Annotated in this window: 15 protein-coding genes; 10 read left to right on the plus strand and 5 right to left on the minus strand. The window is 72.3% G+C overall.

Going from position 1 to position 19,267, the window contains the following annotated elements:
- Positions 1-5: 5 nt before the first annotated feature.
- The 9 genes from CLV71_RS06935 to CLV71_RS06975 are packed head-to-tail and all read left to right on the plus strand — an operon-like array spanning position 6 to position 10,921.
- Positions 6-818 carry an enoyl-CoA hydratase/isomerase family protein gene (locus CLV71_RS06935; RefSeq protein WP_133901754.1) on the plus strand — a complete coding sequence of 271 codons (813 nt, stop codon included), beginning with the start codon at positions 6-8 and terminating at the stop codon, positions 816-818.
- Positions 815-2,719: an acetate--CoA ligase family protein gene (locus tag CLV71_RS06940; RefSeq protein ID WP_133901755.1), complete on the plus strand. Its 1,905-nt coding sequence runs from the start codon at positions 815-817 to the stop codon at positions 2,717-2,719. Before CLV71_RS06935 ends, CLV71_RS06940 begins: the two co-directional genes overlap by 4 nt.
- Positions 2,716-4,014: an acyl-CoA dehydrogenase family protein gene (locus CLV71_RS06945; protein ID WP_133901756.1), complete on the plus strand. Its 1,299-nt coding sequence runs from the start codon at positions 2,716-2,718 to the stop codon at positions 4,012-4,014. The genes CLV71_RS06940 and CLV71_RS06945 overlap by 4 nt, the downstream gene beginning before the upstream one ends.
- Positions 4,011-5,210 carry an acyl-CoA dehydrogenase family protein gene (locus tag CLV71_RS06950; protein WP_133901757.1) on the plus strand — a complete coding sequence of 400 codons (1,200 nt, stop codon included), beginning with the start codon at positions 4,011-4,013 and terminating at the stop codon, positions 5,208-5,210. Before CLV71_RS06945 ends, CLV71_RS06950 begins: the two co-directional genes overlap by 4 nt.
- Positions 5,207-6,130, plus strand: a complete 924-nt coding sequence (locus tag CLV71_RS06955; RefSeq protein ID WP_133901758.1) for an LLM class flavin-dependent oxidoreductase — start codon at positions 5,207-5,209, stop codon at positions 6,128-6,130. Before CLV71_RS06950 ends, CLV71_RS06955 begins: the two co-directional genes overlap by 4 nt.
- The gene (locus CLV71_RS06960) at positions 6,130-7,215 is read left to right on the plus strand and encodes an acyl-CoA dehydrogenase family protein (protein ID WP_133901759.1); all 1,086 of its coding nucleotides are present in this window, start codon (positions 6,130-6,132) and stop codon (positions 7,213-7,215) included. The genes CLV71_RS06955 and CLV71_RS06960 overlap by 1 nt, the downstream gene beginning before the upstream one ends.
- Positions 7,216-7,219: 4 nt before the next feature.
- The gene (locus CLV71_RS06965) at positions 7,220-8,731 is read left to right on the plus strand and encodes an AMP-binding protein (protein WP_133901760.1); all 1,512 of its coding nucleotides are present in this window, start codon (positions 7,220-7,222) and stop codon (positions 8,729-8,731) included.
- Positions 8,728-9,759: an LLM class F420-dependent oxidoreductase gene (locus tag CLV71_RS06970; protein WP_133901761.1), complete on the plus strand. Its 1,032-nt coding sequence runs from the start codon at positions 8,728-8,730 to the stop codon at positions 9,757-9,759. The genes CLV71_RS06965 and CLV71_RS06970 overlap by 4 nt, the downstream gene beginning before the upstream one ends.
- Positions 9,760-9,775: 16 nt before the next feature.
- A complete protein-coding gene (locus CLV71_RS06975; RefSeq protein WP_133901762.1) occupies positions 9,776-10,921 on the plus strand; it encodes an acyl-CoA dehydrogenase family protein in 1,146 nt (381 codons plus the stop codon).
- A 31-nt stretch (positions 10,922-10,952) separates the two neighbouring features.
- Here the strand turns inward: CLV71_RS06975 and CLV71_RS06980 are convergent, their stop codons facing one another.
- Together CLV71_RS06980 and CLV71_RS06985 are read right to left on the minus strand one after the other, a co-directional pair.
- A complete protein-coding gene (locus CLV71_RS06980) occupies positions 10,953-11,783 on the minus strand; it encodes an IclR family transcriptional regulator (protein WP_133901763.1) in 831 nt (276 codons plus the stop codon).
- 18 nt (positions 11,784-11,801) lie between these two features.
- Complete coding sequence (locus CLV71_RS06985) at positions 11,802-12,935, minus strand: CaiB/BaiF CoA transferase family protein (protein ID WP_279588712.1); 1,134 nt, start codon at positions 12,933-12,935, stop codon at positions 11,802-11,804.
- 254 nt (positions 12,936-13,189) lie between these two features.
- On the opposite strand from CLV71_RS06985, the gene CLV71_RS06990 reads away from it, so the two are divergent.
- A complete protein-coding gene (locus CLV71_RS06990; RefSeq protein WP_133901765.1) occupies positions 13,190-16,321 on the plus strand; it encodes an AfsR/SARP family transcriptional regulator in 3,132 nt (1,043 codons plus the stop codon).
- On the opposite strand, the gene CLV71_RS06995 is transcribed toward CLV71_RS06990, so the two are convergent.
- Genes CLV71_RS06995 through CLV71_RS07005 form a run of 3 tightly spaced genes read right to left on the minus strand, consistent with a single transcriptional unit; the run spans position 16,305 to position 19,230 of the window.
- A complete protein-coding gene (locus tag CLV71_RS06995) occupies positions 16,305-17,057 on the minus strand; it encodes an ABC transporter permease (protein WP_133901766.1) in 753 nt (250 codons plus the stop codon). The genes CLV71_RS06990 and CLV71_RS06995 overlap by 17 nt on opposite strands.
- A complete protein-coding gene (locus tag CLV71_RS07000; RefSeq protein ID WP_133901767.1) occupies positions 17,054-18,007 on the minus strand; it encodes an ATP-binding cassette domain-containing protein in 954 nt (317 codons plus the stop codon). Before CLV71_RS07000 ends, CLV71_RS06995 begins: the two co-directional genes overlap by 4 nt.
- Positions 18,004-19,230, minus strand: coding sequence for a cytochrome P450 (locus CLV71_RS07005; RefSeq protein WP_133901768.1), 1,227 nt, complete (start codon positions 19,228-19,230; stop codon positions 18,004-18,006). Before CLV71_RS07005 ends, CLV71_RS07000 begins: the two co-directional genes overlap by 4 nt.
- Positions 19,231-19,267: the final 37 nt, after the last annotated feature.

Here is a 19,267-nt window from a genome sequence, read left to right on the forward strand (position 1 = left end):
AGATCATGGCTGAGACACAGGACATCACGGTCGAGGTGGACGGCCCGGTCGCGATCGTCCGGCTCGACCGGCCCGCGCGGCGCAACGCCTACACCCCGCGCATGGGCGCGGAGCTGACCGAGGAGCTGGTGCGGCTCGACGCGCTGCCGGAGGTGCGGGCGATCGTCGTCACCGGGGCGGGTGAGCACTTCGGCGTCGGCGCCGACCTCGACCAGGTGGACTGGCGCGACCGCGAGGCACACGACGTGGAGTCGTTGCGGGAGCCGGAGAAGGCGCCGTGGAACCTGTCCACGCCGATCATCGCCGCGATCAACGGCGACGCGATCGGGGTGTCGCTCACCTGGGCCATGCAGTGGGACATCCGGGTCGTGGCCGACACCGCGCGGCTGGCGTTCTCGTTCAACCGCATCGGGATCATCCCGGACCGCAACTCGACCTGGCTCCTGCCCCGGCTCGTCGGCTTCTCCACCGCGATGGACCTGCTGCTGACCGGCCGCACGATCACCGGCACCGAGGGACATCGGCTCGGCCTCGCCTCCCGCTGCGTGCCGGCGGCCGACGTGCTGACCGAGGCCGTCTCCGTCGCGCACGACCTCGCGGAGCGGTGTGCGCCCGCGTCGGTCACCGCCACCAAGCGGCTCATGTACGAGTTCCTGGAGGAGACCGATCGCCTGCGCGCCTACAACTACGAGCGGCGCACCCTGAACTGGATCCGCACGCTCGGCGAGACCCTGCGCGGGATCGCGGCCTTCAAGACCCGCAGGCCGCCGGAGTGGGGCACCACGAAACACGTCACGATCCCGGCGGACCTGCGATGATCGAGACCCTGCTGAGCCCGTCGCGGATCGCGATCGTCGGCTCGCTGTCCAAGGAGACCGGCCTCGGTGCGCGAACCCTGCGCCACCTCACCGAGGCGAGGTGTCCTGCGGAGATCGTGACAGGCGCGGTGTCCGAAGTGGACGTCGCGGTGGTCGCGGTCCCGGCCGCCGCCGTGCCCGAGGTCCTCACCGGGCTCGACGGCCGCGCGGCGCACATCATCGTGGTGTCATCGGGTTTCGACGAGGCGGGCGACGCCACGACGCTGCGTGCGGAGCACAGCCGGATCCTGGGGCCCAACACGGTCGGCCTGCACTACGCACCGTCGCGGTCGATGCTCACCTTCGCGGCGGCGTTCGACGACATGACGGACTGCCGCCACGGCAGCGGAGTCGTGCTGCTGTCCCAGAGCGGCGCGTTCGGCGCCCGGCTGCTCCGGTCGGCCCGGCGGCACGGCGTCGACTACGACGGGTTCATCGCCACCGGCAACGAACACGACTACTCGGCGGTCGAACTGGCCATCGAGCTGGTCGCCTCGGACACCCACCGGCCACGCACGATCGCCCTCTACCTGGAAAGCGTCCGCGACGTGGATGCACTCGACCGGATGCTCGCCGCCGCCCGGGCGGCCGAGGTGCGGGTCGTCGCGCTGCTGGGCGGCGCCTCGGAGTCGGGTGCGGGGGCGGCCCGCTCCCACACCGCGGCGGTCTCGCCCGACCACGCGGTGCTCACCGAGCTGTGCCTCATGCACGGCGCCGTGGTCGTCGGGTCGGATCGGGAGCTGGTCGACGCGACGGTCGCCCTGTCGGTGCTGCCGTCCGCGCGAGGTGGCCGGATCGGGGTGGTCACCGGTTCCGGCGGGGCCGGGGTGGTCGCCGCGGACATGCTCGCCGCGCGAGGCCTGGCCCTCACGCCGCTGAGCCCCGGCGCGCAGGCGTCGATCGGGGCACTGTTGCCGACCTACGCGTCGGCCACCAACCCGGTGGACGTCACGGCCCAGGTCATCGGGGACACCGGGGCGGTCGCGAACGTGCGAGCCGCGCTGGTCGACACCGGCGAGGTGGATGCCGTCCTGGTGATCGGCCGCGCCGAACAGGCGGCGGCCGTCGCCGGGGACCACGGGGTGCCCGTGGTGCTGGCCGTGCTCGACGGGGACGCGACCTCCGTCGCCGACCACGTCCGGCGCGGCGAACCGGTCCTGCCCAGCCTCGAGGCCGCCTGCAACGCGGTGCGGGCACTCGTCACCGGTGGCGTCGACAAGCCCGCCACCCTCCCAGAACCCGGGACCGGCGCGATGTTCGCGGCCGAGGACACCGCGTCCAGTGCGCGGTTCCTCGCCGAGGCAGGCGTGCCCGTCGCGCCGTGGCAGGAGGTCCACGACGTCGACGCGGCCGTCGCGGCGGGTACCGAGCTGGGCTGGCCCGTAGTAGTGAAGGCGAACCTGCCGACGCTGGCGCACAAGGCCGCGAGCGGGGGCGTCCGGCTCGACGTCGGCCCGGACGGCATCGCCGAGGTGGCCACCGCCCTGCTCGCACTCGCGCCATCGGTCATCGTCGCGACACAGCTGCGTGCCGGACCGGAGCTGTTCGTCGGCGTGCGCCGCGACCCGCTGCTCGGCCTCGTCACCGCCGCCGGGCTCGGCGGTGGCCACCTCGAACTCATCGGGCGCACCGTCACCGTGCCTGCCACCGCGCCGCCGGAATGGCTCGCGGAGCGGCTGCGTGCCGTCGTCTTCGCCCGGGCAGGCGACCGGTACGCCCACCTGCCCGACCTGCTCGCGGCCACCGCCGCGACGCTCACCGGCCTCGCCGTACGCCACGACCTCGCACTCGTGGAGTGCAACCCGTTGGTGGAGGTCGACTCCGGACTCATCGCACTCGACGCAAGGGTGGTCGCCGCATGAACACCGATCCCTATCTCGACTCCCGGCTCGACGTCTGGGAGCCGGTCGACCCCGACCCCCGCTCCGCCGACCCGACCGTCGGCTCGTGGTCGGAGCTGACCGAGCAGGAGCGGGCGATCCGCACGTTGGCCCGCGAGGTCGCCGACACCGAGCTGCGGCCGTGGGCACAGCACTGGGACGAGACCGAGGAGTTCCCGCGCCGCTCGCTCGACGCGGTCCGCGAGGCGGGCCTGCTCGACGTCACGCTCCCGACCGAGTACGGCGGGCGCGGCATGGGCCTGCTCACCGGCTGCCTCGTCGTCGAGGAGCTGGCCACCGCCTGCCTGTCCAGCGCGATGGCCGTGCAGCCGTTCCTGAACGGACCGTGGCGCGCGGTCTACGTGCTCGGCGACGCCGACCAGCGGCGGCGCTGGCTGCCCGGCATCGCGACCGGCGAGCGGCACTACGCGATCGCCATGAGCGAGCCGGGTGCCGGGACCGCCGGCACCGACCTGCGGGCCGAGATGGTCGCGGACGGCGACGGCTACCGGCTCCACGGGCTGAAGAGCTGGATCACCGGCGGCCGCGAGGCGGACACGATCATCGTGTTCTGCCGGCTGCCCGGCACCGTCGGCCCGTACGGCATCGGCGCGGTCGTGATCGAGGGCAGGCCCGAGGGCATGTCCGAGCCGATGGTCGACCCGAAGATGGGCATCCGGGGCGTCGCGGAGTGCGCCTACCGGTTCGACGGCGTGCGCATCGAGCCGCGTGACGTCCTCATCGCACCGGACCCGGAGTCCAAGCGGGGCGCGGAGATCCTGGTCAACCAGTTCAACCCGGAGCGGTGCGGCAACTCGGCCATGTGCACCGGGCTCGCACAGGGCGCGCTCGACGCGAGCATCGCGCACCTCAAGGCACGCAGGCAGTTCGACCGTCCGCTCGCCGACTTCCAGGGCCTGCAGTGGAAGGTCGCCGACATGGCGTTGGACGTGGACCTCGCCCGCATGCTCACCTGGCGGGCCGCACGGGCGGCGGGCGACGGGTTCCCGCCGCAGCGCGAGACCGTGATGGCCAAGCTCTTCTCCAGCGAGATGGTGCAGCGGGTCACCAACGACGCCATCCAGATCCACGGCGCCCGCGGCTACTCCCGCCGCTGGCCGCTCGAGCGGCTGTTCCGCGACGGCCGCGGCCTCTCGATCGGCGGCGGCACCGCCGAGGTGATGCGCAACCTGCTCGCAGGCCTCGTCCTCGACCGCCGGACCAGCCAGCGCGTGCCGGTGTCCACCACGAACGGCGTCCGCCCGGAGCAGGCGTGACCGCTCTGGAGGAGTTCCGCGCGCTGCTCACCGACCGGCTCCCGGCCGAGTGGGTCATGGCCGCGGCGGACGAGGACGTCGGCGCGTTGGAGGAGTGCGGCTCCTCGTCCGCCGCCGACGAGGTGGTCCGTCTCGTGGCCGCCGACGGCTGGCTCACCCCGGAGTGGCCTCCTGCCTACGGTGGCCGGGGCCTCGGCCCCGACGAGGCCGTCGCCGTGCGGACCGAGCTGCGCCGCTGGCGGATCGGCAACGTCGCCAGCGCCATCGGCACCTCCTGGGTCGGCCCGGCCATCCTGCGCTTCGGCGAGGACGCCGCGAAGGCCCGGCTGCTGCCGCCGATCGCCCGCAACGAGGCGCTGTGGTGCCAGCTGTTCAGCGAACCCGAGGCAGGCTCGGACCTCGCCGCGGTGCGCACGCGTGCCCGTCGCGACGGGGACCACTGGGTGCTCGACGGCACGAAGATCTGGACGAGCCGAGCGGACATCGCGCAGTGGGGCCTCGCACTGGCACGCACGGACGGCTCGGTGCCCAAACACGCGGGCCTCACGACGTTCTGCGTGGACATGTCGGCCCCCGGCGTGAGGATCCGCCCGATCCGCCAGCTGACCGGCGACTCGGAGTTCTTCGAGGTGGTCCTCGACGGCGTGGTCGTGGCCGACACGCTGCGCCTCGGCGAGCCCGGCAGTGGCTGGGAGGTCGTGCGCGGGGTGCTGGCGTTCGAGCGTTCGGCCGGTTCCGGCACGGGCGCCGCACCGCCGGGATCCGTGGTGGGGCGGGGCATCGACGAGCTGACGGGGCACTTCGGCGAGCTCTCGCCGACCCAGCGCGACGAGGTCGTCCGGGTGTGGATGGAGAGCAGGGTGATCGCGCTCAACAACCTGCGCGGCGCGGTCGAACGGGCGTCCGGCCGTGGCCCGATCCGGGCGGGGGCGCCGTACAACAAGATCCTCCAGGCCGAACACACGAAGCGGTTGCAGGAGCTGTTCGTCGACCTGGCAGGCATGGCGGCCGTGGCACGGGACCCGGCCGACGCGTGGACCGCGGCGAACGTGTGGGCCTACCTGCGGGTGCAGGCCAAGACCATCGCGGGCGGCACGTCGGAGGTGCTGCGCAACCAGGTGGCCGAGCGCGCGCTCGGCCTGCCCCGCGAACCGGACCCGACCAGGAAGACGCCGTGGCAGGAGGTCGTCGGATGAGGCTCGCCGCCAACTGGCTGCCGATCAGCCCCGAGCTGACCCGCGAGGTCGCCCGCCGCGCGGAACGTGCCGGCCTGTGGGGCCTGGGGATCGGCGACTCGCCGCACTACGGCGAGCTGTACGCGGCATGCGCCGACGCACTCGCGGTGACGTCGACGCTGACCGTGCTCACCAGCGTCACCAATCCGGTGACCCGACACGTGTCCGTCCACGCCAGTGCCGCCCGCACGTTCGGCTCCGAGCGGTTCGTGGTCGGGATGGGCCGGGGTGACTCGGCCGTGCGGACCTTCGGGCTCGACCCCGCGCCGCTGCCGGTCCTCGAGGCGGCACTGACCGAGCTGCGTGCCGCGGTTCCGGACGTCCGGCTGCAGGTCGCCGCGAGCGGGCCGCGTGCCACCGCGTTGGCCGGCCGGTGCGCCGACGGCGTCATCGGCGGCGCCGGTCGTGATCTCCCCGCCCTGCGTGGACTCCGGGACACCGCTGCCGCCGCGCACGGCGGGCCGGTTGAGCTGTGGGCGTCGGTGCGCCTCGCGGTCGCCGGTGACGAGTCGGACGTGCCTGCCCTGCGCACGCGGATGCTGCCGCGCGCCATCAGCGCCTCCCGGTTCAACTTCGCGGGCACGTTCGACGGCAAGAACGTGCCCGCCGCGATGCGGGAGACTCTCACCGAGCGCTACGCCGGCTACGACTTCGCCTGGCACGGCAGGTCCGGTGCCAACCCGGTGGCGACGATGTTCGCCGACCGTCCCGACATCGAGGACTACCTCCTCGACCGGTTCGCCGTCGTCGGCACCGTCGACACCTGCCGCGACCGCCTCGCCGAGCTGGACCCGGTCGTCGACGGCGTGTTCCTGTCCCTGCTGTTCGAGGACGCCGTCGAGCAGCTGGACATGATCGGCGACCTGGCAGGTGCCCTGTGATGCTCGAACCCACCGACGAGCAGCTGGCCTTCAAGGCCGAGGTGCGCCGCTACCTGGAACGGGCCTGGCCGACGACCGTCAGCAGGGTCGCCGTCGAGGGCGGCCCGCCGTTCGACACCACGGCGTGGGCCGGGCTGGCCCGCATGGGCGCGACCGGACTGCTGGTACCCGCCGAGTACGGCGGAGCGGGCGCCTCGGTCGTCGAGGCCGCGTTCGTGTGCGAGGAACTGGGCAGGCTCGTGGTCGCGGCGCCGTACCTGTCGTCGGCCGTGCTCGCCGCGCGCCTGCTGACCGGGCTCGGCGGCGAGGTCGCCGAACGGTACCTGCCGGGCATCGCGGACGGGACGACCGTCGCCACCGTCGCCTTCCTCGACGACCACGGCCGGTGGAACCCCGACGGACTCGGCGTACACGCCGAGAACGGCCGGCTCACCGGGCGGGTCGCCTACGTCACCGACCTGCCGTCCGCCGACCTCGTCCTGGTCGTCGCCCCAGGCCGGGACGGGCTCGGCGTGTACCCGGTCGCCCCGGACGCGCCCGGCGTCACGGTCGGGACGCTCGACTGCCTCGACCGGACCCAGCCCGTCGGCGCGTTGCGCCTCGACGACGTCGTCGTCGAAGGTGCCGCGATCGAGGCCGAGGTGGTGGCGGAGGTGGTCGGGGTCGCCATCGCCTGCCTCGCGGCGAGCCAGGTCGGGGGAGCGGAACGCTGCCTCGACCTCTCGGTCTCCTACGCCACCCAGCGCGTCCAGTTCGGCCGGATCATCGGCTCCTACCAGGCGATCAAGCACCGCTGCGCGGACATGCTCGCCCGCGTCGAGTCCGCCCGGTCCGCCGCACACCACCTGATCGACGCGGTCGCCACCGGTGAGGACGTCCCGGTGGCGGCGAGCCTCGCGAAGGCCTTCTGCTCCGACGCGTACGTGGCGTGTGCCGGCGACCTGGTCCAGATCCACGGCGGCATCGGTTTCACCTGGGAGCACGACGCGCACCTGTACCTCAAGCGCGCCAAGGCGTCGGCGCACCTGTTCGGCGACCCCACACACCACCGCGACCTGCTGGCGCGACACCTGTCGGGACGGTGAGGACGTGCGGACCTTCTCCCACTACGCCGCGGTCGACCCCGATCGCGTCGCGATCGTCGACGAGGCAGGCGAGATCACCTACGGCGCACTGAAAGCCGAGGCCAACCGACTGTCCGGTGGGCTGCTCTCGGCAGGCGTCCAGCCGGGGGAGAGCATCGCGGGTCTCCTGCCCAACGGCAGGCACATCGTGCTCGCCGAGCGCGCGGTGACCCAGCTGCCGCTGTACTTCACCCCGCTCAACTGGCACCTCACCGCGCCGGAACTCGCCTACGTCCTGCGCGACGCGAACGCCACGGTGCTGCTGACCGTCGAGGCGTTCCGCCCCCTCGCACTGGCCGCCGCGGCGGAGGCGGGCCTCGCACCCGACCGGGTCGTCGTACTCGACGGGACGCCGACGCTGACCGCCGGGATCGGCACCGACGAGCCGGCAGGCCGTGGTGCGGGACAGCGGATGCTCTACACCTCGGGCACGACCGGCAGGCCCAAGGGCGTGCGGCGTCCGCTGCCGGGCGGCACGCCGGAGGAGGCGGCCGCCGTGGTCGTCGCACGCGCCCGGCTCTACCACGCCGACCACGAGGACGGCCGGTACCTGTCCGTGGCGCCGATGTACCACGCCGCACCGCTCGCCTACGCCGTGCAGGCACTGGAGGTCGGCCACACGGTACGGATCCTGTCCAGGTGGGACGCGCGGACCGCGCTGAGGGCGATCGAGGACGACAGGATCACCTGGACCTACGTGGTGCCGCTGATGTTCGGCCAGTGGCTCGCCGTCGACCCGGCGGAACGCGGCGCCGCCGACGTCTCGTCGCTGCGGTCGGTCGTGCACACGGCCGCTCCCTGCCCGGTCCCGGTCAAGCGCGCGATGATCGAGTGGCTCGGCCCGATCATCCACGAGATCTACGGCGGCACCGAGGGAAGCGCCACGTTCATCGACGCGGAGGACTGGCTGACCCACCCCGGCAGCGTCGGCAGGGCACGCAAGGGCGTCGCGCTGCGGATCGTCGACCAGGACGGGCGTGACCTGCCGTCCGGCGAGATCGGCCAGGTCTACTTCGCCAACGCCGCCATGGCCTTCGAGTACCACCGCGACCCGGCCAAGACGGCGGCGAGCACGGACGCCGGCTACACCAGCCTCGGCGACATCGGCTACCTGGACGCGGACGGGTACCTGTTCCTGTGCGACCGGGGCGCCGACACGATCATCTCCGGCGGGGTGAACATCTACCCGGCAGAGATCGAGCAGGCCCTCGCCGGTCACCCCGACGTGCTCGACGCCTGCGTCGTCGGCGCCCCCGATCCCGAATGGGGCGAACGGGTTCACGCCGTCGTCGTGCTCCGCGACGGCGCAGTGACGGACGCCGAGGCGATCCGTGAGTACCTGCGCGACCACCTCGCCGGCTTCAAGGTGCCGCGCACCATCGAGTTCCGGGACGCGGTGCCGCGTTCCGACGTCGGCAAGCTGCTGCGCCGGGTGCTGCGCGAGGAGCTGTGGGAGGGCAGGGTGGAACGGATATGACCATGGAACTCTCCGTCAACGTCGACCTCACCGCGGGAACCGCCGCGCTGCCCGCCTTCCTGCGTGACGTCGAAGCCGCCGGTGCGGACATGGTGTGGGTACCGGAGGCCTACGGCCGCGATGCCGTGTCGGTGCTCGGGTTCTGCGCCGCCGCCACCTCGCGGGTACGGCTCGGCGCAGGCGTGCTCAACGTCTTCAGCCGTAGCCCCGCGTTGCTCGCGCAGTCCGCGGCGGCCCTCGACGAGCTCTGCGGCGGCCGGTTCGAGCTGGGCCTCGGCACGTCGGGACCGCAGGTCGTCGAGGGGTGGCACGGTGTCGCGTTCGACCGTCCACTGCGCCGCACCCGCGAGGTCGTCGAGGTGTGCAGGAGCGTGTGGCGACGCGAGGTCCTGCGCTACGACGGGAGGACCGTCACGCTCCCGCTGGAAGGGAGCAAGCCGCTCAAGCTCATGACCCGCCCCGTGCGTGCCGACATCCCGGTGTGGCTCGCGAGCCTCGGCCCACGCAACGTCCGGCTCGCCGCCGAGATAGCCCACGGCTGGCTGCCAACCCTGTTCGTGCCGGAACTGGCGGACAGAGTGTGGGGCGAGGACCTCCGAGCCGGTGCGGCACAACGGGATCCGGCGCTGCCGCCGCTGCGCATCGCCGCGGGCGCACACGTCGAGGTCACCACCGGCGACCCGGCCGCCGTGAGAACCGCACGCGACAGGGCACGCCCGTCGATCGCCCGCTACGTCGGCGGCATGGGCTCGGCGAACGCCAACTTCTACAACGACCTCGTCCGCCGCTACGGCTTCACCGAGGACGCCGACCGGGTGCGGCGGCTCTACCTCGACCACCAACCCGGTGCCGCGGCGGACGCGTTGTCCGACGAGCTGGTCGAGGCGCTCACCGTGTGCGGGCCGCCGTCGTACGTGGCCGACCGCCTCGCCGCCTACCGGGCCGCGGGCGTCACCGACTTCCGCGTGAACGTGAACGCCGGCTCCGACGGACCGCGCGCACTCGAGGCGCTCCGCGAACTGTGTTAGCACGAAAGGGAAACCGATGCAGAGGACGATCTACGGCCCCGAACACGACGCGTTCGCCGCTTCGCTGCGTTCGTTCCTCACCAACGAGGTCGTGCCGAACCTGGCCGAGTGGGAGGAGGCAGGCGCCGTGCCGCGCGACCTCTACCGCGAGGTCGGCAAGCTCGGCGTCACGGGCATCCAGGTGCCCACGAGGTTCGGCGGGGCGGGGGAGACGTCGTTCCTGTTCAACTGCGTGGTGACCGAGCAGATCGCCTACACCCGCTCGACGCTCGGCGCGCTGCGCGTGCACACGGACGTCGTGATGCCCTACGTGCTGGCCTACGCCGACGAGGAGCAGCAGGCCCGCTGGCTGCCGGGGATGGGGAGCGGTGAGCTGATGTCGGCGATCGCCATGACCGAGCCGGGTACCGGCTCCGACCTCGCGGGCATGTCCACCACGGCGCGGCGTACCGCCGACGGCTGGGTTCTCAACGGCGCCAAGACGTTCATCAGCGGCGGCAGCCAGGCCGAGCTGGTCGTGGTCGTCGCGCGCACGTCGCACGAGGAGAACCGGCGCGGTGGGCTGTCGCTGCTCGTCGTCGAGGAGGGGATGGCGGGGTTCGGCCGGGGCCGCAACCTCGAGAAGCTCGGCCTGCTCACCCAGGACACGACCGAGCTGTTCTTCGAGGATGTCCTCGTGCCGGAGGGGAACCTGCTCGGCGAGGAGGGCAGGGCCTTCGAGTACCTGACGGGGAACCTCGCGCAGGAGCGGCTGTCGATCGCGGTCAACGCGCAGGCCCAGGCGGTCGCCGCGCTGGAGGTGACGGTCGCCTACGTGAAGGACCGGTCGGTGTTCGGCAAGCCGCTGTCCGGGTTCCAGAACACCAAGTTCGTGCTCGCCGACCTGGAGACCCAGGTGACGGTCGGCCAGCTCGCGGTGGACCGGGCGATCGCCGACCACGAGCAGGGCACGCTGTCGGCCCCCGACGCGGCGAAGGTCAAGCTGTTCTGCACCGAGATGCAGGGCCGCGTGGTCGACGCGTGCCTGCAGCTGCACGGCGGCTACGGCTACGTCCGCGAGTACGACATCTGCCGCCTCTACGCCGACGCGCGCGTCTCCCGCATCTACGGCGGCACCAGCGAGGTGATGAAGTCGATCATCGCCAAGTCGATGGGGCTGTGACCGCCTTCCGGAGTGCTCCGGAGGACGGGACCTAACGGGCGCGGGCGGGGCCGCGTCGGTGGACCGCGGCGGCGAGTAGTGGCGAGGCCGGCCGCTCGGCGGGACCGCCGAGTTCGACGGTGAGCTGTTGCGCGGCGGCGCTGACCTTGGCGGCGATCGCCTCGCCGTTGTCCGGCACCCCGCCGGTCGGGATGGACACGCCGACCGCGCCGACCGGCTGGCCACGGTGGTTGAACACCGGCGCGGCCGCCCCCCAGACGCCTGGCCAGCGGTCACCGGTGCCGCTGGCGTAGCCGCGCAACGCGACGTCGAGCAGCTCCTGGTAGAGCGCCTTGCGTGCGTGCGGGGTGTAGGCGGTGGTCGCCTGCGCCTCGATGATCTTGTCGACCTCGGCCCTGGTCAGCCAGGCGAGCACCGCGTGCCCGGTCCGCGTCTCCAGCGGGCCGTAGTGGCCGCCGAGCGGGATGTGGGTGCGCACGGGCTTGTCCGGCTCGGCCTGCCCCGAGTAGGTCAGCCAGCCGTTCTCGAACGTGGCGTAGACGACCGTCTCGTCGATGACCTCGGCCAGCTCCCGCAGGACGCGGTCGGTGATCCGGTGCAGCCCGATGGAGTCGTTGACCGCGCAGCCGAGGCGCCAGACGAGGATCGTGGCGTGCCACTTGCGGTCCTCGTCCTGGACGACGAACCCCTCGTCACGCATGAGCCGCAGCGTGCGCAGCAGCGTCGGCGGGGTCAGCCCGGTGGTGCCGGACAGTGCCGTCAGGGTGAGCGGACCGTCCTCGCAGACGGCGGTCAGCACCCGCAACGTCCGGTTGATGGCTCCGTCAGCCGCCGGACTTCGTTGGGCCGAATCGGATTTCACTCAGTGATAATAGCGGTCTCACCCGGAATCGCGGTCGTCGGTGACGAGCCACTCATCGAGTACCTCCTCGGTGTGCTCGCCCGCACGCGGCGGACGCCCGACCGGACCCTGCCGGTGGCCGGAGAACCGCGGCGCGCGAGCGGGCTGGAGTATCCCGTCCTGTTCGACGAGAGCCCCGCGCGCGGCGAGCTGGGGGTCGTCCGACGCGCCGAGCAGGCTGCGCACCGGTGAGACGCAGGCGTCGGTGTGGTCGAAGGTCGCGGCCCACTCCGCCTGGGTGCGTTCGCGGAACCTGGCGGCGATCCTCGACCGCAGCGCGGGCCAGGCCGCCCGGTCGTGCTGCCGGTCGAGCGGCTCGTCGAGCCCCAGTCCGCCGATCAGTGCCGCGTAGAACGGCACCTCGATCGCCCCCACCGCCACGTGCTCGCCGTCCGAGGTCTCGTAGACCCCGTAGAACGGCGCCGCGCCGCCGTCGAGCATGTTGGTTCCCCGCCGGTCCGTCCAGTCACCGGTCGCGACCCTGGAGCGGGTACTGGCCAGCAGGTGTCCGACACCGTCGACGATCGCGGCGTCGACGACCTGGCCCCGTCCGGTCCGGTCGGCCTCGCGCAGCGCCGCGAGGATCCCCACGACCAGGTACATCCCGCCGCCCGCGAAGTCGCCGAGGAGGTTCAGCGGGACCTGCGGCGGTCCGTCCTTGCCGCCGATCGCGTGCAGGGCGCCGGTGATCGCGATGTAGTTGATGTCGTGGCCCGCCGTCGTCGCCCGGGGCCCGTCCGGACCCCACCCGGTCATCCGGCCGTAGACCAGTGCCGGGTTGTCACGCCACAGGTCCTCGGGCCCGACGCCCAACCGCTCGGCCACCCCCGGGCGGAAACCCTCCACAGCGGCGTGTGCGTGCCGCGCCAGTCGTCGCGCCACCGCGAGACCGTCCGGGTCCTTCAGGTCCAGTGCGACGGAACGCTTTCCCCGGTTGAGCAGGTTCTGGGTGTCACCGCCGGGGAAGAACGACGTCCCGCCCGGACGGTCGATCCGCACGACGTCTGCCCCGAGGTCGGCGAGCAGCATCGTGGCGAACGGGCCGGGCCCCATGCCGCCGAGTTCCAGAACCCGCAGTCCGGCCAGTGGACCCTCGGTGGTCGGCTCGGTCACGTGACCTCCTCGTCGCCGGGCAGCTGTCCCGGTCCTGCCTGCGAAGGGCTTATCTTCCGCCCCCGCAACGACTCCCGCCCTCCGGTGTGACCGACATGACGTCCGTCTCATTCGGACATCCACGCAGGCCTGCTCCGTTCTGCCTGCCTACTGCCCGGCGGATCGCCGGAGGTGTCGGTCGAGGGCCGGTGCGCCGCCACGGCACTGACCGTGGCGGCCCGCTCTCTACCGGTGACCATGGCAGGATCTGGCGGGTGCGGATCGGGATGCTTGGGCCGTTCGAGGTTCGTGCCGACGACGGCGTCCTCGCCGACGTGCCGGGTGCGCGGTTGCGTGGGCTGTTGGTCGCCCTCGCCCTCGAGCCGGGGCGTGTCGTCCCGAAGGCGACGCTCGTCGACTGGATCTGGGGTGAGCGCCCGCCCGCCGACGCGGCGAACGCCCTGCAGCGGTTGGTCTCCCGACTCAGGAAGCTGCTGCCGGAAGGGGTCGTCGACGGTCACACCGACGGCTACCGCCTGAAGGTGGCGCCCGACGACGTCGACGCCGTGCGGTTCGAGCGTCTCGTCGCCAGGGCCCGTGCCGACGACGACGCCGGGCTGCTGCGTGAGGCACTCGGCCTCTGGCGTGGCACCGTCATGCAGGACGTCGGCGCACAGGACAGCGAGGCGTTCGACGCGGCGGTCACCCGCCTCGAGGGGCTGCGCCTCGCCGCGATGGAGGAGCGGTTCGACGCCGAGGTCGACCATGGCCACGGGGCCGCGCTCGTCACCGAGCTGACCGACCTGGTCGCCGCGCACCCCGTGCGTGAACGGCTCGTCGCCGCGCTGATGCGTGCCCTCGTCGCGACCGGGCGCGACACCGAGGCCCTCCTCGTCTACCAGCGCACGCGGGAGGCCCTGGCCACCGAGCTGGGGGTCGACCCGTCACCGGAGCTGTCCGCACTGCACGTGGCGCTCCTGCGCGGCGAGCTGGGACAGCGCCGGGAGGAGAACCGGCGGACCAACCTGCGTGCCGAGCTGACCAGTTTCGTCGGCAAGGACGCCGATGTCGCCGCGGTCCGCGAGCTCGTCGCCGGACACCGCCTCGTCACCCTGATCGGGCCGGGCGGCTCGGGGAAGACCAGGCTGGCCACGGAGACCGCGCGCACGATGCTCGACGACCTCCCCGACGGGGCCTGGCTGGTGGAGCTGGCACCCATCGGCACCGCCGACGACGTGGCGCAGTCGACGATCACCGCGCTCGGCCTGCGGGACACCCTGCTCGGCACCCAGCCGAACGCGGAGCTGACCGACCGCGTCATCGCCGCCGTCCGCGACCGCGAGGCGCTGCTGGTCCTGGACAACTGCGAGCACGTGATCGAGGCGGCCGCGGCGTTCGCCCACCGCCTGCTCGGCGAGTGCCGGCGGCTGCGGATCCTCGCGACGAGCAGGGAACCGCTCAGCATCACCGGTGAGGCGCTGTGGCCGGTCGTGCCGCTCGCGCTGCCTTCCGGCGACGCCGACGCGAGCGAGATCGAGTCCTCCCCGGCCGTCCGGCTGCTACGGGACCGGGCGGGTGCGGTGCGCAAGGACCTCGCGGGCGACGCCGGGACGTTGTCGACGATGCTGCGCGTCTGCCGCGCGCTGGACGGGATGCCGCTGGCGATCGAGCTGGCCGCGGCCAGGCTGCGCACGATGTCCATCGACCAGCTCGCCAACCGGCTCGACGACCGGTTCCGCCTGCTGACCGGCGGCAGCCGCACCGCGCTGCCCCGGCACAGGACGCTGCGCGCGGTGGTCGACTGGAGCTGGGAGCTGCTCTCCGACGCCGAACGGACGGTCCTGCGCAGGCTCTCGGCGTTCTCGGGCGGCGCGAGCCTCGAGGCGGCCGAGCGGGTCTGCGCGGACGAGGTCGTCGAGCCGGAGCAGGTGCTCGAACTGCTCACCGCGCTCGCCGAGAAGTCGTTGCTGGTCACCGGGGGCGAGACCACGCAGCGTTTCCGGATGGCCGGCATCGTCAAGGAGTACGCCGCGCACCGGCTCGCGGAGTCGGGGGAGTCCGACCTGGCTCGGCACGCGCACCTCGCCTACTTCACCGAGCTGGCCGAGGCCGCGGATCCGCACCTGCGCCGCGCCGAACAACTGGACTGGCTCGCCAGGCTCCAGGCCGAACACGACAACATCAGCTCCGCCATGCGTGGCGCGCTCGCCGCGGGCGAGGCGTACGAGGCGATGCGGCTCGCGGCGGGCGCGGGCTGGTACTGGTGGTTCGCGGGCTACAAGGCCGAGGGCTTCGAGCTGATCACCGCGGCCACGAGGACACCGGGCGAGGTGCCGGACGAGATCCAGGCCATGGTCTACGGCTACGTCGTGATGTTCGGGGTCTCGGGACGGCGCGACGAGCACCACGCCGCCGAGTGGATCCACAAGGCACACGAGTTCAGTCTGCGGAGCAAGGAGAACAACCCGCTGTTCGGGCTCGTCACCCCGCTCGTGCGCATGCTGGAGGCACCGGAGTCGCCCCTGACCGCGTGGGAGCCGCTGCTGGACGCGGAGGACCCCTGGGTACGCGCGCTGGCCCGGCTCCAGCACGGCAAGATGCGGGTCATGGTCGGGCAGGGCGGCCTGGACGCGGACGAGTACCTCGAGCTGGCCCTCACCGAGTTCCGGGCACTGGGTGAACGGTGGGGGACCTCGTTCGCCCTGACCGAGCTGGCCGCGCGGGTCGCCGTGCGTGGCGAGTTCTCCGGCGCCTGCGAGTACCTCGAACAGGCCATCTTCGTGATCGACGAGGTCGGCGCGATCGACGACGTCATCCGGCTGCGGGTGCAGCAGGCCCAGCTGTACCGGCTGATGGGCGACGGGGACGCGAGCGCTGCCGCGCTCGCCGAGGCGGAGCGGTGCGCGCAGGGGGTCACCTGGCCGGACGCGCTGGCCGAGCTGGCTCTCGGCAAGGCACAGCTCGCCCGCTGGGACGGCAACGCCGAGGTGGCCTACGAGCAGCTCGCCATCGCCACGACCCTGCTGGGCCACGAGGCGAAGGAGCCGCACATCAGCACGTTGACCCAGGACCTGCTCGGCTACCTCGCCGACGATCCCGACCTCGCCCGCGAACACCGGGCCGCGGCCGTCGAGGCAGCGGCGGAGGCAGGCCACCCGCTCGCGATCGCGCAGGCACTGGTCGGAGTCGCGGACCTGGCGCTGCGCCGCGAACAGTACGAGCAGGCGGCGCGGCTCCTCGCGGCGGGCGACGCGATGCGCGGCCTGCCGGACCGCTCCCACCCGGACGCCGCCCGGATCGAGCAGGCGGCCCGGAGCCGCCTCGGCGACACGCGGTTCGCGGAGGCGGCTCGGGAGGGCACGGAGACGGTCTGGACCGAGCTGGTCGCGGTCACGCTCGCTTCGTGAAGGTGGCGCGCGCCCACAGGTAACCGACCAGCGCGATCCCGACGCACCAGGCGAGGGCGGCGATCACGTCGCCGGTGGCCGGTCCGGCGCCGTCGAGCAACCCGCGCATGGTCTCGATGATCGGCGTGAACGGCTGGTACTCCGCGAACTGCCGGATGACGGGGCCCATCTTGTCCGCGGGCACGATCGCGCTGCTGAAGAACGGCAGCAGGACCAGCGGCACCGCGGCCATGCCCGCCGTCTCGGGGGACTTCGCCGACATGCCCAGCGCGACGGTGAACCAGCCCGCGGCGGTGCCCAGCAGCAGGACGACGCCGAGCACGCCCAGCCAGTCGAGCAGGCTCGCCGACGGGCTGAACCCCATCAGGAACGCCACCCCGACCAGCGCCACGATGGCGATCAGGTTGGTCAGCACGCTGGTGACGACGTGCCCGGTCAGGACCGCGCCCCTGGAGACGTCCATGACCTTGAACCGGTTGATGATGCCCTTGGTCATGTCGGAGTTCACCGAGGTCGCGGTGCCGCCCAGCCCGTAGCAGACGGCCAGGAGCACCAGCCCCGGCGTCGCGTAGTCGACGTAGTCCACGCCGACGTCGAACGCGTCGCCGAGCATGTACACGAACATGAACATCATCAGGATCGGCATGAGGACCGCGTTGAACACCGAGGTCGGGTTCCTCGCGAGGTGCTTGAAGTTGCGCCTCAGCATGACGATCGAAGGGGACTTGGCACTCATTTCGCGACCGCCTCTGTGTCGTGGGCCGTGTCGTGGCCGGTCAAAGCGAGGAAGACGTCATCGAGATCGGGGGTGTGGACGGAGAACTCCTCGGCGCCGGCCGAGTACTCGTCGAGCCGGTCGAGCACGGACCGCAGCGACTTCGTGCCGCCGTCGCTCGGCACCCGCAGGGCCAGGGCCTCGTCGTCGCGCGTGGCCTCGGGGAAGATCCGCGCGGCCTCGTCCAGCTCCGCGACGGTGGTGAACCGCAGCCGCACGTGCGTGCCGGGGAGCCGGCGCTTCAGCTCGTCGGGAGTGCCCTGGGCGACCAGGCGGCCCTGGTCGAGCACCGCGATCCGGTCGGCGAGCTGGTCGGCCTCCTCGAGGTACTGGGTGGTGAGGAAGATGGTCGCGCCGTCGGCGACCAGCTCGCGGATGATCGTCCACATCGTGCGGCGGCTGCGCGGGTCCAGCCCTGTCGTCGGCTCGTCGAGGAAGATGATGCTGGGCCTGCCGACGAGCGTCATCGCGAGGTCCAGCTTCCGGCGCATGCCCCCGGAATAGGTCGACGCGGGCTTCTGCGCCGACTCCACCAGGTCGAACCGCTCCAGCAGGTCCGCGACGACGCGGCCGCCGTCACCGGAGCCCCTGCGGTCCAGGTCCACCATCAGCTGGAGGTTCTCCTGCCCGGTCAGCAGCTCGTCGACCGCGGCGAACTGACCGGTGACGCCGATCGCCGCACGCACCGCCCTGGCGTCGGTCGCGACGTCGTGGCCCGCGACCTGTGCCGTCCCGCCGTCGGCGCGGATCAGCGTGGTGAGCACGTTGACCGTCGTCGTCTTGCCCGCCCCGTTCGGGCCGAGCAGGGAGAAGATCGTGCCTGCACCCACTTCGAGGTCGATGCCGTCGAGCACGATCTTGTCCCCGAATGCCTTGCGCAGTCCCGAGACCGCGATCGCTGAGGTCGTCACTTGGCCGTCTCCGTCCAGGTCACCGGCAGTTCGTGCACGCCGTAGATGTTCATGTCGGACTTGAGCCGCACCTCGCCGGCCGGGACGGCGAGCGCGAGGTCGGGGAAGCGCCGCAGCAGGCCCCCGAGACCGGCACGCATCTCGATGCGGGCCAGCTGCTGGCCGAGGCACTGGTGGATGCCGTGGCCGAAGGACAGGTGGCCGCGGGCCGTGCGGTGGATGTCGAGGGTGTCGGGGTCGTCGAAGCGCTCGGGGTCGTGGTTGGCGGCCAGCAGGGAGATCACGACGGTCGACCCCTCGGGGATCTTCTCCCCGCACAGCTCGATGTCCTCCGTGGCGTAGCGGAAGAAGATGTCCGCGATGGACAGGTAGCGCATCAGCTCCTCGACCGCACCGGGCATCAGGTCGGCGTCGGCACGCAGCTCGGCCAGCTGCCCGGGGTTCTCCAGCAGCGCGAAGGTGCCCAGGGCCAGCACGTTGGCGGTGGTCTCGTGGCCGGCGAACAGCAGCAGGAAGGCGACGCCGGTCAGCTCCTCGATCGTGACGTCGTCGTCGCGGGCCAGGTCGGACAGGAGGTCGTCGCCCGGTTCGGCGCGCTTGCCCGTGACCAGCTCGGTCAGGTACGTGTTCAGCGCGATGTACGCGCCCATCTTCTCCTCGAGCGACTGGTCCCTGACCAGGAACTTGGCGGAGTTGACCTGGAAGTTCTCGCGGTCGGCGTAGGGGACCCCGAGCAGCTCGCAGATCACCAGTGACGGCACCGGCAGGGCGAACTCCTTGACGAGGTCGACCGGCGGGGCCATGTTCGCCAGCTTCTCCAGCTGCTGTTCGACGATCTCGACGATGTGCTCCTCGAGCGTCTTCATGCGCTTGACGGTGAAGGCGCCGGTGAGCTTCTTGCGCAGCCTGCCGTGGTCCGGCGGGTCCATCGCGACGAACATGCCCGGGATCTGGGGGGACGGTTCGGTGGGGGCGGGCATGCCGGGGGTCTCGTAGGGCATGTGGAGGATGCCGAGGTCCTGGCGGGAGCTGAACCGGGTGTCGGCCAGGAGCCTGCGGACCGCGTCGTAGCCGGTGACGAGCCAGCCCTCGTGCCCGTCGGGGAAGAGCATCGGACTGACGGGGCGGGCCCCGCGCAGCTCGGTGATCTCGCGGGGCGGGTCGAACGGGGTCACGTCACGCTGCATGGGCAGGCCGTGTGGGATGGGAACCGGCTGGCTCATCGGTTTCCTTTCGTGGTGGTTTGTTGTCACCACGATC

The organism is Actinophytocola oryzae (assembly GCF_004364325.1).
Taxonomy (GTDB): domain Bacteria; phylum Actinomycetota; class Actinomycetes; order Mycobacteriales; family Pseudonocardiaceae; genus Actinophytocola; species Actinophytocola oryzae.

What these genes read in the sequence shown, in the direction of transcription:
- CLV71_RS06935 (WP_133901754.1), top strand. Translation starts at nt 6, where the DNA reads ATGGCTGAGACACAGGACATCACGGTCGAGGTGGACGGCCCGGTCGCG.
- CLV71_RS06940 (WP_133901755.1), top strand. Translation starts at nt 815, where the DNA reads ATGATCGAGACCCTGCTGAGCCCGTCGCGGATCGCGATCGTCGGCTCG.
- CLV71_RS06945 (WP_133901756.1), top strand. Translation starts at nt 2,716, where the DNA reads ATGAACACCGATCCCTATCTCGACTCCCGGCTCGACGTCTGGGAGCCG.
- CLV71_RS06955 (WP_133901758.1), top strand. Translation starts at nt 5,207, where the DNA reads ATGAGGCTCGCCGCCAACTGGCTGCCGATCAGCCCCGAGCTGACCCGC.
- CLV71_RS06960 (WP_133901759.1), top strand. Translation starts at nt 6,130, where the DNA reads ATGCTCGAACCCACCGACGAGCAGCTGGCCTTCAAGGCCGAGGTGCGC.
- CLV71_RS06970 (WP_133901761.1), top strand. Translation starts at nt 8,728, where the DNA reads ATGACCATGGAACTCTCCGTCAACGTCGACCTCACCGCGGGAACCGCC.
- CLV71_RS06975 (WP_133901762.1), top strand. Translation starts at nt 9,776, where the DNA reads ATGCAGAGGACGATCTACGGCCCCGAACACGACGCGTTCGCCGCTTCG.
- CLV71_RS06995 (WP_133901766.1), bottom strand. Translation starts at nt 17,057, where the DNA reads ATGAGTGCCAAGTCCCCTTCGATCGTCATGCTGAGGCGCAACTTCAAG.
- CLV71_RS07005 (WP_133901768.1), bottom strand. Translation starts at nt 19,230, where the DNA reads ATGAGCCAGCCGGTTCCCATCCCACACGGCCTGCCCATGCAGCGTGAC.